Here is a 16,654-nt window from a genome sequence, read left to right on the forward strand (position 1 = left end):
TGGCAAGCCTGGCTGGCCCTGATGCTGCTCACCGTGGCGACCGGCGCGCGGGCCTTCGACCTGCGGCAGCTCGAGGCGCAGCTGAGCGAGCCGGCGGTCATCCGCGGCACGTTCGTTCAGGAAAAGCACCTGCGCGCCCTGCCCCAGCCGCTGGTCAGCAAGGGCGTCTATGTCCTGGCCCGCGAGTACGGCTTGCTCTGGCTGCTGCGCCAGCCCATCGAGCAGGACTACCGCATCACTGATTCCGGCGTCGCGCGGCGAAGTGCCGATGGCTGGCACATGACCGACCAGCAACGCGCTGCCGCGCAGCACAACCGCCTTTTCCTGGCCGTGTTGCGCGGCGATTCGTCCGCCCTGGCACGTGATTTCGCGCTCGACCTGAGCGGCACCGCGCAACGCTGGCAGCTCGAACTGACACCGCGCTCGGCCCTGCTCCGGCAGATTTTTTCTCGCATTCTGATTAGCGGCGGTGCAACCCCGCAGCGGATCGAGTTGTTCGAAAGCCAGGGCGACCGAACACTGTTGATGCTGGAAAACAGCCAGATCGACGACCAGCTGAGCGCCGACGAGCACCATGACCTCACCTACTGACGAAGCGCTCAAGCCGCCCGCCTGGCTGCTGCCGCTGTTTCTCCTGGCGATGCTCGCGCTGGTCGGCCTCAGCGCCTGGCAATGGCGCAACGGTCCGCCGGTCACCGCCAACCTGCTGCAACTCTTGCCCAGTGGCGCACCGGATGCGCTCGAACAATTGGCCGAACACCGCATGCAGGAGCCGCTCAACCGCGACCTGATGCTGCTGGTGCACCATGCCGACGATCCAGTCGCCCAGCGTCTGGCGCACACGCTGGCAGGCGAGCTCCAGGCGAGCGGGCTTTTCGCAACGGTTCGCGATTCGCTGGAGGCGGATGTGCCCGCGCTGCGCCGCCAGCTCGCCGACCAACGCCTCGCCCTATTGGGGGACCAGGCCCGCCAGACCTTGATCAGCCAGCCCGACGAGTTTATCGAGCACCGGCTGCAGCGGCTCTATGCCCCTTTCGAAGGGGCAAGCCTGGTGCCTATCGAACAGGACTGGTTCGGCATCGCCGATCTGGCGCAACGTCAGCTACCGCAGCCGGGCAATGTGCAGGCGCGCGCTGACGGCACGCTTGTAGCCGTCAGGAATGGCCAGCGCTGGCAGGTGATACACGCGCAGATACAGGGGGACGCGTTCGACGATGACGTGCCGCTTCAGGTTGCCGATCTGATCGACCGCGCGCGCCAGCGAATAAGCACTGAAGGCGGCGAGCTGCTCGCCGCCGGAGGGCTGCTGCATGCCGCTCATGGCCAGCGCCAAGCCCGAGAGGAAGCCAGCCTGATCGGCAGTGTCTCGTTATTCGCGACCCTGGCGCTGCTGCATCTGCTGTTTCGCACCCCCCGGGTGTTATTGGTCGCACTGCCTGTGGTGGTCGGGGCCCTGACCGGCGCGGCCGCCTGTATCGGCGTGTTCGGCCAAATCCATGTGCTCACGCTGGTGCTGGGTGCCAGCCTCGTCGGCGTCAGTATCGATTTCCCGCTGCACTACCTGTCCAAGAGCTGGACGCTGCAACCCTGGCGCAGCAATCGTGCGCTACGCCTGACGCTGCCCGGCCTGGCCCTGGCGCTGGGCACCAATGTCATCGGCTATCTGGCGTTGGCCTTCACGCCGTTTCCGGCGCTCACGCAAGTCGCCGTGTTCTCTGCCGCGGGGCTGGTCGGCGCGTTCGCCTGCGCCCTGTGCCTGCTGCCCGCGCTGATCGACACGCCACTGCACCCATGGCCGGCGCCGCTGCGCTGGGCGGGCGTCTGGCTGCAGGCCAGGGCGACGCTACTACAGCGGATCGGAACCCCCTGGCTGCTTGCCGCCTTCGTCTTGTTCTGCGTCGGCGGCGTATGGCAGGTCGACTTCCGGGATGACCTGCGCCAGTGGATCAGCCGCGACGCGGGGTTGCAGGAGCAGGCCGAGCGGATCGGCGATATCACAGGCTTTCAGCCCACCAGCCAGTATTTCCTGATCCGCGCCGAGACCGCTGATGAGCTGTTGCAACGCCAGCAGGCTCTTGCCGATGAGCTCGACAACCTGGTCGCCGCCGGGCAGCTACAGCGGTACCTGGCACTCAGCCAGCTCGCCGCCCCAGAGGTCGCGCAGGCCAGCCTCAGCATCGCCTTGCCCCAGCTGCTCGAGGCCAGCGCGCCGCTCCTGGCGCTGGGCGTCAGCGAGGCACAGCTGCAGGCAGAGTTGGCGCGGCTGCAGGCCATGGCGCCGGTATCGCTGGACACCGTACTGTCCGGTCCGCTCGCCGAGCCATGGCGTAGCCTCTGGCTGGGTCGCCAGGCCAACGGTTCTGTCGCCGGGCTGATCAGCCTGCAAGGCCTGCGCGACACGTCGGCGTTGGTCGGTATCGACAAGGGCATCGCCGGCGTTCGCCTGGTCGACCGCCCCGCCGAACTCAACCAGCTGTTTGCCGCTACCCAGCGGGAAGCGGCACTGCTCAAGCTTGCGGCAGCGGCACTGATATTCCTGATGCTGTGCCTGCCCTTCGGTTGGCGCGGGGCGCTACGCTGCTTGTCCGTCCCCCTACTCGCCGCGCTTGGCAGCCTGGCGAGCCTCGGCTGGCTGGGCCAGCCGCTGACCCTGTTCGGTCTGTTCGGCCTACTGCTCGTCACGGCCATCGGCGTCGATTACGCCATTCTCATGCGTGAACAGGTCGGCGGGCCGGCCGTCAGCCTGGTCGGCACGCTGCTCGCCGCGATCACCACCTGGCTCAGCTTCGGCCTGCTCGGGCTGTCCAGTACACCAGCGGTCAGCAATTTCGGCCTGGCGGTGAGCCTGGGTCTGCTGTTTGCCTTCCTGCTCGCGCCCTGGGCGGCGCTGCGCAGCACGGTGCCGTCATGACTGCCCGTGCCCTTTCGGTGCCGCTGCCTGCAGCGGCACGCAATCGTCTTGCCACCCTGTCGCTGACAGGCAAGGAAGCCGCCCGGCTGCAATGCCAGGCACCCCACACCCTTATTGTCGAGTCGAAAAATGACCAAGGCATTCGAACAACGTAGCGTCGTCGTCATCGGCGCCGGCCCTTCGGGCGCCATCGCGGCCGCCCTGCTCAAGCGCAAGGGCCACGATGTGCTGATCCTGGAGCGCCAGCGCTTCCCACGGTTCTCCATCGGCGAAAGCCTGCTGTCGCACTGCCTGGACTTCGTTGACGAGGCCGGCATGCTGGAAGCCGTCCAGGCCGCGGGCTTCCAGACCAAGCACGGCGCCGCCTTCGCCTGCGATACGCGCTACACCGAGTTCGACTTTCGCGACAAATTCACCGAGGGGTTCGGCAGCACCTACCAAGTCCAGCGCGCCGACTTCGACAAGCTGCTGGCCGACCAGGCCGCGCTGCAGGGGGTCGAGATCCGTTACGAGGAGGAAATCGTCGCGGTCGACTTCGACCGGCAGCGCCCACACCTGCGGGCCCGCCGCCAGGATGGCAGCGATTACACCCTCGAGGCCGAGTTCGTCCTCGATGCCAGTGGTTACGGCCGCGTGCTGCCGCGGCTACTCGACCTCGAGGCGCCGTCCAGTTTCCCGGTGCGCCGTGCGGTTTTCACCCATATCGAGGATCGCATCGACGACCCGGCCTTCGACCGCGAAAAAATCCTCATCACGACGCACCCCGACTTGCGCGACGTCTGGTATTGGACGATCCCGTTCAGCAACGGCCGCTGTTCGCTGGGTGTGGTCGCCAGCGCCGAGCGCTACCAGGATCGCCCGGACGACCTGGACGCCTGCCTCAAGGCCTTCGTTAACGAAGCCCCTAACCTGCGGCGCATCCTTGCCAATGCTGTGTGGGACACGCCGGCGCGGCTGATCGGCGGCTACTCAGCCAACGTCAAGTCGCTGCACGGCCCGGGCTTCGCCCTGCTGGGCAATGCGGCAGAATTCCTCGACCCGGTGTTCTCATCCGGCGTGACCATCGCGATGCGCTCGGCCAGCATGGCCGCCGCCGTGCTGCACAGGCAGCTGTCGGGCGAAACGGTCGACTGGGAAGCCGAGTTCGCCGCCCCGCTCAAGCGCGGGGTGGATACTTTCCGGGCCTATGTGGAGGGTTGGTACGATGGCAGCTTCCAGGACGTCATCTACTACCCGCACGCACAACCGGAGATCCGCCGGATGATCAGTTCGATCCTCGCCGGCTACGCCTGGGACTTGAAGAACCCCTATGTCGCCGAACCCAAACGCCGCCTCCGCGTGCTGGCCGAGCTGTGTGCCAGCGCCCCGGCCTGAGCGGCACCCCATGATCCGCCTGCTGTGCTGGCTGCCGCTGCTCCTGCTGGCCGCCTGTGCCCGCGGCCCGGTGCTACCCGCGCATACGCCGGATCTGGCGCTGCCGCTGCAGCTCCATGTGCAGCGGCGCGAAGGCGCCGAGGTGCGTGACTGGCTGCTGGTTATTCAGAAGGAATACCCGGGGCTCCGCTGGTCGTTGCTCGACCCACTCGGCGTGCCCCTGGCGCGCCAGGTCCTGCGTGACGGTGCCTGGCAGGCGGATGGTCTGCTGCCGCCGAACGCCGCGGCGCGCGAACTCTTCACCGCGCTGCTATTCGCGCTCGCGCCGGAACCCCGGCTACCCGACCTATATCCCGGGCGGGACTGGAGCGTCGAACCCAACAGACGCATCCTGCGCATCGACGCTTCGTCGGCCTGGCAGGTCCGCTACCACGACGATGGGCATTTCGATCTCGACGTCGGGCCGTCGCTCACCTATGGTGTCGCCCCCATTGAAAACACCGGAGCTGCCGCGCCATGACCGCCTACCTGCACGCCCTCGGCGTGGTCTGCGCGCTGGGCCGCGGCAAGGCTGAAGTTGCCCGGCGATTGCTGGCCGGGGATCAGTCCGGCATGCAGCGGCGGCAAGTGACCGGCCGCAGCCTGCCGGTCGGCGCCGTGACCGCTGCGCTGCCGGACTTGACCGGCGAGCCGCTCCGATACCGGACGCGCAACAACCAATTGCTGCTGGCCGCATCGGAGGAGATCGACGCAGACATCCAGGCGGCCATCACTCGCTTCGGCCGCGCGCGTATCGGCGTCGTCATCGGCACCAGCACCAGCGGCATTCAGGAAGCGACCGAAGGCCTGGCCGATCGGACGCGCCACGGCGAGCTGCCCGCCGATTATCACTATGATCACCAGGCGCTGGCCGCGCCGGCGAGCTTTCTCAGCGATCGGCTGCACCTTGGCGGCCCATGCTACGCCATATCCACCGCCTGCACGTCCGGCGCCAGGGCGCTGCTGAGTGCGAGCCGGCTGCTAGCGGCGGGGGTGTGCGACGCCGTGCTTTGCGGCGGCGTCGACACGCTCTGCGATCTCACGCTGCAAGGCTTCAGCGCCCTTGAAGCCACCAGCACCCAGTGCTGCAACCCGTTCTCGGTCAACCGTGACGGCATCAACATTGGCGAAGCGGCGGCGCTGTTCCTGATGACCCGTGAGCGTGCGCCGCTCGCGCTGCTCGGCGCCGGCGCCAGCTCCGACGCTCACCACATTTCCGCACCCGACCCAACGGGCCGCGGCGCCATCGAGGCGATGCGCCAGGCACTGGACCAGGCCAAGACAGAGCCGGGGCAGATCCACTACCTGAACCTGCACGGCACGGCTACCACCCATAACGACGCCATGGAAAGCCACGCCGTCGCGGCATTGTTCGGGGACAGTTTGATGTGCTCGTCGAGCAAACCGATGACGGGGCACACCCTGGGCGCTGCCGGCGCGCTCGAAGCCGCGTTCTGCTGGCTGGCAATGTCGGCCTACAATCCCGCTCGCCTGGTTCCGCCGCACCGCTGGGACGGCCATACGGACCCTGAACTGCCTGTGCTGCAGCTTGCCTCGGTCGGCACCACCCTTCCTGTCGGAGGCCCGCTGCGCATGATGAGCAACTCCTTTGCGTTTGGCGGTAACAACATCAGCCTGATCCTGGGAGAGACGTCATGATCGACTGGCCCGTCGCCTCGCTGATCCCCCACGCCGGCGACATGATTCTGCTCGATGCCGTATCGCGCTTCGATGCCGAAAGCCTGGAGGCCCACCTTCACGTCCGCCCCGGCGGCCTGCTCAACCTCGCCGACGGCAGCCTGCCCGCCTGGGTCGGCGTCGAGATCATGGCCCAGGCCGTCGCGGCGTTCGCCGGTTGCCAGGCGCGCCTCGCCGGCCTGCCGGTTGAACTGGGCTTCCTGCTCGGCACACGCCAGTACCGGTGCGATGTGGACCGGTTCCCGGCCGGCTGCGACCTGCAGGTTCGCGTCTTGCGATCGCTGCAGGACGACAACGGCATGGGCGTCTTCGAATGCCATCTGGACGGCCCCGGCCTGCACGCCGAGGCGCGTCTGAACGTTTATCGGCCGCCAGAAGTGGCGAGCTATCTGCAAGAGCCAGCACCATGAGTGAAACCATCCTCGTCACCGGGTCGAGCCGCGGCATTGGCCGGGCCATTGCCCTGCGCCTGGCCCGCAACGGCCACGACATCGTTCTGCATTGCCGCGCGCGACGCGACGAGGCCGAAGCGGTCCAGGCACAGATCCAGTCGCTCGGCCAGCAGGCGCGCGTACTGCAGTTCGACGTGGCTGATCGGCAAGCCTGCCGCGAAGCGTTGGAAGCGGACATCGAGGCGCATGGTGCCTACTACGGCGCGGTCTGCAATGCCGGCCTGACCCGCGACGGGGCCTTCCCGGCATTGGGCGACGATGACTGGGATCTGGTCATGCGCACCAACCTGGACGGCTTCTACAACGTCCTGCACCCACTGACCATGCCGATGATCCGCCGACGCCAGCCCGGGCGCATTGTCTGCATCACCTCCGTTTCAGGGCTGATCGGCAACCGCGGTCAGGTGAACTACAGTGCGTCGAAGGCAGGCGTGATCGGCGCCGCAAAGGCCTTGGCGGTGGAACTGGGCAAGCGTCGCATCACGGTCAACTGCGTCGCGCCTGGGCTGATCGACACCGACATGCTCGACGAGAACCTGCCCATCGAGGAGATGCTCAAGATGGTCCCAGCGCAACGAATGGGCACGCCAGATGAGGTAGCCGGGGCTGTCGCCTTCCTCATGTCTGCCGAAGCCGCCTATATCACCCGTCAGGTGCTGGCGGTCAACGGCGGGCTCTGCTGATGAAGCGCGTAGTCGTCACCGGCATGGCCGGTATCACGTCGTTGGGCAGCGACTGGGCCAGCATCGAAGCCAACTTCAGCGCCAACCGCAGCGGCATCCGGCGGATGGACGAGTGGGACCGTTTCACTGAACTCAACACCCGCCTGGCCGGTCCGGTGGACGACTTTGCCGTGCCCAGACACTGGACGCGTAAACAACTGCGCAGCATGGGGCGGGTGTCACGGCTGTCGGTACGAGCCGCCGAACAGGCGCTGGCGCATGCGGGATTGCTCGAAGACGCCTCGATTCGTGACGGCCGCATGGGCGTGGCCTGCGGGTCGTCCACCGGCAGCACCGAAGAGATCAAGGCATTCGGCAACATGCTGCTGAACTCGGTTGCCGACGGGCTCAACGCCAACTCCTACATCCGCATGATGCCGCACACCACCGCGGCCAATATCAGCATCTTTTTTGGCCTGACTGGTCGGGTAATCCCGACGTCCAGCGCCTGCACCAGCGGCAGCCAGGGTATCGGCTACGCCTATGAGGCGATCAAGTTCGGTCGGCTGCCAATGATGCTCGCCGGCGGCGCCGAAGAGCTCTGCGCTACCGAGGCGATGGTCTTCGATGCACTCTATGCGACCAGCCTGAAGAATGATGCACCGCACACCTCGCCACGTCCCTACGACGCTGCACGCGACGGTTTGGTGATCGGTGAAGGCGCCGGCATGCTGGTGCTCGAGGAGCTGGAGCACGCCCTGGCGCGGGGCGCCACTATCCATGCAGAGCTGGTCGGCTTCGGCAGCAACGCCGACGGCCAGCATGCCACCAAGCCGGAACAGGCCACCATGCGCCGCGCCATGGAACTCGCCCTCGAAGATGCCGGTCTGGCGGCGGATGCGATCGGCTACGTCAACGGCCACGGCACCGCCACCGAGCAGGGCGACATCGCCGAGAGCCTGGCGACCCAGTCGCTGTTCGGCTCGCGCATGCCGATCAGCTCGCAAAAAAGCTTCCTTGGCCATACGCTCGGCGCCTGCGGCGCGCTCGAGTCCTGGTTCAGCATCGAAATGATGAACAGCGATCGCTACATCCATACGCTGAACCTGGACGCCATCGACCCCCGCTGTGGCGAGCTGGACTACCTCGTCGGCGCGCCGCGGGCCATGCAGCACGAATACGTAATGAACAACAATTTCGCTTTCGGCGGCATCAATACCTCTTTGATTTTCCGCCGCTGGGCTTGAGCTTCCCCAAAACACCGCAAGGAGAATGCAATGAAGAAGAACGGATGGATCGGCGCGGCACTCATGCTTTGTGCTCTGCCCGGAATCAGCCAGGCGCGGGACACCACCCATTACCTGCCCTTCGACCAGGTCGTGGCCGAGGCGACCGCCTCCGGCAAGCTCGACGGCAGTGTGAAGTTCTACCTGGCCAAGCGGCCGAGTGGCGCGGAGATAGTTCGCAGCGGCGTTACCACGAGCAAGAAGACCAACGCCTTCAACAAGTCAGACGAAGCTGCATGCAGCTGGGCCCTGCAATCCGCGCTGATCGGCATGGAAAAGGCGGCCAAGGCGGCGGGTGCCAATGCGGTGGTCGACATCGCCAGCAACTACAAGCACGTCGAGTACAAAGACAGCGAGAAGTATGAGTGCCACGCCGGCGCGATCATGGCGGGTGTCGCCCTGAAGGCCAATCTGGCCAAGGTCAAATAAGCCCCTCGGCGCCCCTTCGGCGGGCGCCGACTCCCACCGGCTGTCGCCAGCCATTCGCCCCACCGAACGACAACTGGACCCGCGAGTCAACTGGACAGACACGTGTCGCTACCAGGAGCCGTTCATGTTCGGAAAGTCATCGCACAAATTCGAAGTCAACTACATCTTCAACAACGATCCGCGCGTTCAGATCATCGAGTCGGACGAGGACCGCATGTCGCAAGCAAGCGCCGCACGGCATCTCATCGAGTTGCACAACGGCGACGCGGAAAACAGCCTGGTGATGCCCGAGGCCGGTGCAGACGAAGGCAAGGTGCTCGAGCAGGCCGAGGTAATAGGCATTACCGATATCCGCGTGACCAAACTCGTGCATGAACACGAGCCAGGCACCACGCCGGGCCATTATCAGCAGCCATGAATGAAAAGAGCCGCGAGAAGCGGCTCTTTTTTCTCAAGCAGTTCAACCGTGAAACCGCGCCGATAGCTCGTGAACCGACTCGATGAACGCGCCGGCATGCGCCGGATCGACTTCAGGCGTGATGCCATGGCCGAGGTTGAAGACGTGGCCAGTCCCTTGTCCGTAGGCGGCCAGAATTCGGGCGACCTCGGCGCGAATGGCGTCCGGCTTGGCGAACAGTACGCTCGGGTCCATGTTGCCCTGCAGCGCAACCTTGTCACCGACACGAGCCCGCGCCTGACCGATGTCGCACGTCCAGTCCAGGCCCAGCGCCTCGGCGCCGGTATCAGCCATCGACTCCAGCCATAGCCCTCCTCCCTTGGTGAAAAGGATCACCGGTACACGGCGGCCGTCGTGTTCGCGGATCAGACCGTCCACGATCTTCTGCATGTAGGCCAGCGAAAACTCCTGATAGGCCGCTGCCGACAGACTCCCACCCCAGGAGTCGAATATCTGCACGGCCTGTGCGCCAGCGCGGATCTGGCCATTGAGGTAGGAGGTGACCGACTTCGCCAGTTTCTCCAGCAGCGCATGCATGGCTTCAGGATTTTCGTAGAGCATCGCCTTGGACTTACGAAAATCCTTCGACGAGCCGCCTTCGACCATGTACGTCGCCAAGGTCCAGGGGCTGCCGGAAAAGCCGATCAGCGGCACGCGACCGTTGAGTTCACGGCGAATGGTGCGCACCGCGTTCATCACATAGCCCAGGTCGTGCTCGGGATCGGGGATCGGCAGCGCCTCGATGTCAGCCATGCTGCTGACGACCTTCTTGAAGCGTGGGCCTTCGCCGGTTTCGAAGTACAGACCCAGGCCCATAGCGTCCGGCACGGTGAGAATGTCGGAAAACAGGATGGCAGCGTCGAGCGGGTAACGATCGAGCGGCTGCAGAGTGACTTCGCAAGCCAGCTCAGGGTTCATGCACAGGCTCATGAAGTCGCCGGCCTTGGCGCGGCTGGCGCGGTACTCGGGCAGGTAGCGGCCGGCCTGGCGCATCATCCACACCGGCGTCACATCGACAGGTTGCTTGAGCAGGGCGCGGAGGAAGCGATCGTTCTTCAGGGCGGTCATGTCGGGGTTCCAGCTGAAAAGTGACGGCATTGTCGCAAAGCAGATAACAAAAGGCACGGCGAGCGCCGTGCCTTTTGTCTATGGGCTTGATTCAGATCAGGCCCAACCGATGCAGCCTTTAGAGCTGCGCCGGCAGGCCTGACGTTCACACGCCCAGGTAGTCGAGGATGCCCTCGGCGGCCTGGCGGCCTTCGAAGATCGCCGTCACCACCAAATCCGAACCGCGGACCATGTCGCCCCCGGCGAATATTTTCGGATTGCTGGTCTGATGCCTGAACTCGCCCAGCTCCGGTGCCACAACGCGCCCCTGATTGTCGGTTTTGATGCCCTGACCTTCGAACCAATCGGCAGGGCTCGGGCGGAAACCAAAGGCGATGACTACCGCGTCGGCCGGCAGCACTTCCTCCGAACCCGGGATTGGCTCAGGGCTGCGGCGGCCACGGGCATCCGGCTCACCCAGACGAGTTTCGACGACTTTCACGCCCTCGACTTTACCCTCACCCACGATGGCGATTGGCTGACGGTTGAAGAGGAACTTGACGCCCTCCTCCTTCGCGTTCTTCACCTCACGGCGCGATCCCGGCATGTTCGCCGCGTCGCGACGGTAGGCGCAGGTCACGCTCTTGGCGCCCTGGCGGATCGAAGTGCGGTTGCAATCCATCGCGGTGTCGCCACCGCCAAGCACCACGACCTTCTTGCCCTTCATATCGACGAAGTCTTCGGGCGACTTCTCGAAGCCCAGGTTGCGATTGACGTTGGCGATGAGGAAGTCCAGCGCATCGTATACACCCGGAAGGTCCTCGCCCGGAAAGCCGCCCTTCATGTACGTGTAGGTGCCCATGCCCATGAAGATCGCGTCGTAGTCGGTGAGCAGCTGGTCGATGGTCACGTCCTTGCCCACTTCGGTGTTCAGCCGGAACTCGATGCCCATGCCGGTGAAGATTTCACGGCGGCGGCTGAGCACAGTCTTCTCGAGCTTGAACTCCGGGATACCGAAGGTCAGCAGGCCGCCGATTTCCGGGTTTTTGTCGAACACCACCGGGGTCACGCCGCTACGCACCAAGATGTCGGCACAACCGAGCCCAGCCGGGCCGGCGCCAATGATGGCGACCTTCTTGCCGGTGGGCTTGACCTTAGACATGTCCGGCCGCCAGCCCATGGCAAAGGCAGTGTCGGCAATGTACTTTTCGACCGACCCGATGGTGACTGCACCAAAGCCATCGTTCAGCGTACAGGCACCTTCGCACAGGCGATCCTGCGGACAGACCCGGCCGCAGACTTCCGGCAGGGTATTGGTCTGGTGCGCAAGCTCTGCCGCGGCCAGGATGTTGCCTTCCGAGACGAGCTTCAACCAGTTGGGAATGTAGTTGTGAACCGGGCACTTCCATTCGCAATAGGGGTTACCGCAACCCAGGCAGCGATGGGCCTGTTCACAGGCCTGCTGCGGCTTGAAGGGTTCGTAGATCTCGACGAATTCCTTCTTGCGCTGACGCAGCAGCTTTTTCTTCGGATCCTTGCGCCCGACCTCGATGAACTGGAAGTCGTTGTTCAGACGTTCAGTCATTTCAAAACCTCTTAGCAGCAGCCACAAGCGTTGGCCGCAGGCTGCGTGACAATCACGGGAGCGGGGCGGGCCCCGGACAGGTATCTGGGGCTAGCCGCTTGAATCTGCTTCTTATTGGGGGTTCGCACGGGTGCTGGACAGCAGCGACGCCAGGTTCGCGGCTTTCGGCTTGACCAGCCAGAAGCGCCGCAGGTAGTCGTCCAGGTTTTCCAGCAGTTCGGCGCCCCATTCGCTACCGGTCTCGGCAACATATTCGCGCAGCACGTACTGCAGGTGGCTGCGATGGGCCTCCATCGCCTCACCGGTAATACGCTGCAGATTGACGAGCTCGTTATTCACTCTGTCAACGAAGCTGTTGTCGACATCCAGCACATAGGCGAAACCGCCGGTCATGCCGGAGCCGAAGTTGACGCCCGTTCTGCCCAATACGCAGACGAAACCGCCAGTCATGTATTCGCAGCAATGGTCACCGGTACCTTCAACTACCGCATGCGCGCCGGAGTTACGCACCGCGAAGCGCTCGCCCGCAGTGCCGGCGGCGAGCAGCTTGCCACCAGTCGCGCCATAGAGGCAGGTGTTACCGATGATGGCCGACTCGTTCGATTTGAAGCCGCTGACCTTCGGTTGAGTAATGACCAGCTTGCCGCCTGTCATGCCCTTGCCGACGTAGTCGTTGGCGTCGCCTTCGAGGTACAGGTGCAGGCCGCCAGCGTTCCATACGCCGAAGCTCTGGCCCGCCGTACCCTTGAAGCGGAAGGTAACCGGCGCATCCTTCATGCCCTGGTTGCCATGGGCACGGGCGATCTCGCCGGACACACGCGCACCAATCGAGCGGTCGCAATTGCAAATATCGAGTTCGAACTCACCGCCGCGCTTGGTCTCGATTGCCTCGCGTGCCAGCTTCACCATCTCCTCGGCCAGCAACCCCTGGTCAAACGGCGGGTTACGGTCGACTTCGCAGAACTGCGGCTTGTCGGCCGGCACATGGTCGCTGCCTAGCAGGGGTGTCAGGTCCAGGTGATTCTGCTTGGCGGTCTCGCCGGGCAGAACTTCCAATAGGTCGGTACGACCGATCAGGTCTTGCAGGCTGCGTACACCCAGCTTGGCGAGCCACTCGCGGGTTTCCTCCGCGACGAAGGTGAAGAAATTCACAACCATGTCGACGGTGCCGATGAAGTGGTCCTTGCGCAACTGGTCATTCTGCGTGGCCACGCCAGTGGCGCAGTTGTTCAGGTGGCAGATGCGCAGGTACTTGCAGCCCAGCGCGATCATCGGCGCAGTGCCGAAGCCGAAGCTTTCAGCGCCGAGAATCGCCGCCTTGACGACGTCGAGACCAGTCTTGAGCCCGCCATCGGTCTGCACCCGCACCTTGCCGCGCAGGTCGTTGCCACGCAGGGTCTGGTGCGTTTCAGCGAGGCCCAGTTCCCAGGGCGAGCCGGCGTAGCGGATCGATGTAAGCGGCGATGCGCCGGTACCGCCGTCGTAGCCGGAGATGGTGATGAGGTCTGCGTAGGCCTTGGCCACACCCGCGGCGATAGTACCAACGCCCGGCTCGGCAACGAGCTTGACCGACACCAGCGCGCCTGGATTGACCTGCTTGAGATCGAAGATCAGCTGCGCAAGATCTTCGATCGAGTAGATGTCATGGTGCGGCGGCGGCGAGATCAGGGTGACACCGGGTACGGCGTAGCGCAGCTTGGCGATCAGGCCATTGACCTTGCCGCCCGGCAGCTGGCCACCTTCGCCCGGCTTGGCGCCCTGCGCAACCTTGATCTGCAGCACCTCAGCATTGACCAAATACTCGGGCGTGACGCCGAACCGGCCGGTCGCGACCTGCTTGATCTTCGAGCTTCGCTCGGTGCGGTAGCGCGATGGATCCTCGCCACCTTCCCCGGAATTGGAACGCGCGCCGATGCGGTTCATCGCTGCGGCGATCGCTTCGTGCGCCTCTGGCGACAGCGCACCGAGGGAGATACCAGCCGAATCGAAACGCTTGAGGATCTGCTCGAGCGGCTCGATCTCTTCGAGGGCCAGCGGCTGGTCCGACACCTTCAGTTTGAGCAGGTCACGCAGCATCGAAGCAGGCCGCTGGTCGACCAGCGCGGTGTATTCCTTGAAGCGGCCATAGTCGCCTTGCTGCACCGCCAATTGCAGTGCCGCTACGACGTCCGGGTTATAAGCGTGGTATTCGCCGCCATACACGAACTTCAGCAGGCCACCCTGCTGGATCGCCTTGCGGGTGTTCCAGGCTTCAGCCGCCAGTGCCTTCTGCTCGGCTTCCAAATCGGCGAAGCGCGCGCCCTTGATGCGGCTGGCCACGCCACGGAAGCTGACGTCTACCACTTCGTCCGCCAGGCCAACAGCTTCAAACAGCTGCGCCCCACGATAGGACGTGATGGTCGAGATGCCCATCTTCGAGATGATCTTCAGCAGGCCCTTGGAAATGCCCTTGCGGTAATGCTTGAACACTTCATATAGGTCGCCCAGCACTTCACCGGTACGGATCAGATCACCCAGTACCTCGAACGCCAGGAACGGGTAAACCGCTGTGGCGCCGAAGCCGATCAGCACGGCGAAATGATGTGGGTCGCGCGCGGTGGCAGTCTCGACCAGAATGTTGCAGTCGCAGCGCAAGCCCGTCTCGATCAGGCGGTGGTGAACCGCACCGACTGCCAGCGAAGCATGAACCGGCAGCTTGCCGGGCATGATGTTGCGGTCGCTGAGGATCAGCATGACCTTACCGCCCCTCACGGCTTCCTCGGCCTGGTCGGCGATATTGCGCACCGCTGCCTCGAGCCCGATGGACTCGTCGTAGTTCAGGTCAATGAATTGCCGCTCGAAGCCTGGACGGTCCAGCGTCTGGATAGTTCTCCACTTCGCCGGCGAAATGACCGGGCTGGTCAGAATCGCGCGGTTGGCGTGGTCGGCCGTTTCCTCGAAGACGTTACGCTCGGCGCCGAGGCAGGTTTCGAGCGACATGACGATGGATTCGCGCAGCGGGTCGATCGGCGGGTTAGTCACCTGCGCGAACTGCTGGCGGAAATAGTCGTAGGGCGACCGCACACGACGCGACAGCACGGCCATAGGTGTGTCGTCACCCATGGAGCCCACCGCTTCCTGGCCCTGCTCGCCGAGCGGGCGCAGCACCTGGTCACGCTCCTCGAAGGTGACCTGGAACATCTTCATGTACTGCTTAAGCTGATCGGGCTCGTAGAAGGCAGAGCCGTGGTCGTTGTCTTCCAGCGTCGCCTGGATGCGCAGCGCATTCTGCCGCAGCCATTTCTTGTACGGATGCTGCGATTTGAGGCGGTTGTCGATGTCCTCGGTATGCAGTACCTGTCCGGTCTGGGTGTCCACGGCAAGAATCTGACCAGGCCCGACTCGGCCCTTGGCGACCACGTCCTCGGCCTTGTAGTCCCACACGCCCACTTCGGAAGCGAGCGTGATGTAGCCGTTGGTGGTCGTTACCCAGCGTGCCGGGCGCAGCCCGTTGCGGTCGAGCAGGCAGATGGCATGACGGCCGTCGGTCAGAACGACACCAGCGGGACCATCCCAGGGTTCCATATGCATGGAGTTGAATTCGTAGAACGCGCGTAGATCCGGGTCCATGGTCTCGACGTTCTGCCAGGCCGGCGGAATGATCATGCGCAGGCCACGGAACAGATCCATGCCACCTGTGACCAACAGTTCAAGCATGTTGTCCATGCTCGAAGAGTCAGAACCGGTACGGTTTACCAGTGGGTCGAGGCTCTCCAGGTCGGGCAGCAGTTCGTTTGCGAACTTCAGGCGACGTGCCTGCGCCCAGTTGCGGTTACCGGTGATGGTATTGATCTCGCCGTTGTGCGCGAGGAAGCGGAACGGCTGGGCCAGCGGCCATTGCGGCATGGTGTTGGTGGAGAAACGCTGGTGAAAGACGCAGATGGCCGTCGCCAGACGCTCATCGCCAAGATCTGGATAGAACTGCGCCAAGTCCGCCGGCATCATCAGACCCTTGTAGATGATGTCCTTGTCGGAGAGGCTGCAGACGTAAAATTCCTTGTCGTCAGCCAGTGCCACTTCGGCGCGGCGACGGGCGAAGAACAGCTTGATACCGAAGTCCCGCTCCGAAAGGCCCTCGGCTGATACGAACACCTGCTCGATGCGCGGCAGGCGCTCCAGCGCGAGACGGCCCAGAACACTGGTGTCGACCGGCACTTCACGCCAGCCAACCAAGGTCAAGCCTTGCGCGGCGACTTGCTCATTGATGCGGTCACGCGCCGCGGTGGCCTTAACAGGATCCTGGCTGAGGAAGACCATACCGACGGCGTACAAGTCGGGCAGGTCGGCGTTGAAGTGCTGCTTAGCCATGGCGCGCAGAAACGTGTCCGGCTTTTGCATGAGAAGCCCACAACCATCGCCGGTCTTGCCGTCGGCGTTGATGCCGCCGCGATGCGTCATGCAGGTAAGGGATTGGATGGCGGTCTGAAGCAGGTGATGGCTTGCCTCGCCCTGCATGTGGGCGATCAGACCGAAGCCGCAGTTATCCTTGAACTCTTCAGGACGAAACAGACCTGCTCTCATAGGCGCTCCAACAGCTAATTACGATATAAATCAACCTCTTACCGGATTGACGGAGCAAAGCCCTGTCTTTCACGCGGGCAAAAGGGGGAGCAGTTTACAAAGCGAATGAGAAGGGCACAAATCATTTTTGCGCGCGCCGTCACGGCGCGCGCGC

Annotated in this window: 13 protein-coding genes; 10 read left to right on the forward strand and 3 right to left on the reverse strand. The window is 64.2% G+C overall.

From position 1 onward, the window contains the following. The first annotated feature begins 21 nt into the window (after positions 1–21). The 10 genes from KXR72_RS12315 (at position 22) to KXR72_RS12360 (ending at position 9,269) form a co-directional block, all read left to right on the forward strand. Positions 22–591: an outer membrane lipoprotein carrier protein LolA gene (locus KXR72_RS12315; RefSeq protein ID WP_437421972.1), complete on the forward strand. Its 570-nt coding sequence runs from the start codon at positions 22–24 to the stop codon at positions 589–591. Further along, a complete protein-coding gene (locus tag KXR72_RS12320; protein WP_437421395.1) occupies positions 575–2,911 on the forward strand; it encodes an MMPL family transporter in 2,337 nt (778 codons plus the stop codon). The genes KXR72_RS12315 and KXR72_RS12320 overlap by 17 nt, the downstream gene beginning before the upstream one ends. 129 nt (positions 2,912–3,040) lie before the next feature. Continuing rightward, complete coding sequence (locus KXR72_RS12325; RefSeq protein ID WP_437421396.1) at positions 3,041–4,285, forward strand: NAD(P)/FAD-dependent oxidoreductase; 1,245 nt, start codon at positions 3,041–3,043, stop codon at positions 4,283–4,285. Between the two features lie 10 nt (positions 4,286–4,295). Beyond that, entirely contained in the window at positions 4,296–4,805 is a 510-nt protein-coding gene (locus tag KXR72_RS12330; protein WP_437421397.1) for a hypothetical protein, read from the forward strand. Continuing rightward, positions 4,802–5,983 carry a beta-ketoacyl-[acyl-carrier-protein] synthase family protein gene (locus KXR72_RS12335; RefSeq protein ID WP_437421398.1) on the forward strand — a complete coding sequence of 394 codons (1,182 nt, stop codon included), beginning with the start codon at positions 4,802–4,804 and terminating at the stop codon, positions 5,981–5,983. Before KXR72_RS12330 ends, KXR72_RS12335 begins: the two co-directional genes overlap by 4 nt. Beyond that, on the forward strand, positions 5,980–6,432 hold the full coding sequence (locus KXR72_RS12340) for an ApeP family dehydratase (RefSeq protein ID WP_437421399.1): 453 nt from the start codon (positions 5,980–5,982) through the stop codon (positions 6,430–6,432). The genes KXR72_RS12335 and KXR72_RS12340 overlap by 4 nt, the downstream gene beginning before the upstream one ends. Next, on the forward strand, positions 6,429–7,157 hold the full coding sequence (fabG, locus tag KXR72_RS12345) for a 3-oxoacyl-ACP reductase FabG (RefSeq protein WP_437421400.1): 729 nt from the start codon (positions 6,429–6,431) through the stop codon (positions 7,155–7,157). Before KXR72_RS12340 ends, fabG begins: the two co-directional genes overlap by 4 nt. Further along, complete coding sequence (locus KXR72_RS12350; RefSeq protein WP_437421401.1) at positions 7,157–8,383, forward strand: beta-ketoacyl-ACP synthase; 1,227 nt, start codon at positions 7,157–7,159, stop codon at positions 8,381–8,383. The genes fabG and KXR72_RS12350 overlap by 1 nt, the downstream gene beginning before the upstream one ends. A gap of 30 nt (positions 8,384–8,413) precedes the next feature. After that, entirely contained in the window at positions 8,414–8,851 is a 438-nt protein-coding gene (locus tag KXR72_RS12355) for an excinuclease (RefSeq protein ID WP_437421402.1), read from the forward strand. A 124-nt stretch (positions 8,852–8,975) separates the two neighbouring features. Continuing rightward, entirely contained in the window at positions 8,976–9,269 is a 294-nt protein-coding gene (locus KXR72_RS12360) for a hypothetical protein (protein ID WP_437421403.1), read from the forward strand. 42 nt (positions 9,270–9,311) lie between these two features. Here KXR72_RS12360 and hemE read toward each other — a convergent pair whose 3' ends face one another. The 3 genes from hemE to gltB form a co-directional block, all read right to left on the reverse strand. Beyond that, on the reverse strand, positions 9,312–10,376 hold the full coding sequence (gene hemE / locus KXR72_RS12365; protein ID WP_437421404.1) for a uroporphyrinogen decarboxylase: 1,065 nt from the start codon (positions 10,374–10,376) through the stop codon (positions 9,312–9,314). Positions 10,377–10,521: 145 nt separating this feature from the next. Further along, a complete protein-coding gene (locus tag KXR72_RS12370) occupies positions 10,522–11,940 on the reverse strand; it encodes an FAD-dependent oxidoreductase (RefSeq protein ID WP_437421405.1) in 1,419 nt (472 codons plus the stop codon). A 111-nt stretch (positions 11,941–12,051) separates the two neighbouring features. Beyond that, the gene (gene gltB, locus KXR72_RS12375) at positions 12,052–16,500 is read right to left on the reverse strand and encodes a glutamate synthase large subunit (protein WP_437421406.1); all 4,449 of its coding nucleotides are present in this window, start codon (positions 16,498–16,500) and stop codon (positions 12,052–12,054) included. Positions 16,501–16,654 lie beyond the last annotated feature (154 nt).

This window comes from Stutzerimonas chloritidismutans, from assembly GCF_051486945.1.
GTDB classification, from domain to species: domain Bacteria; phylum Pseudomonadota; class Gammaproteobacteria; order Pseudomonadales; family Pseudomonadaceae; genus Stutzerimonas; species Stutzerimonas chloritidismutans_B.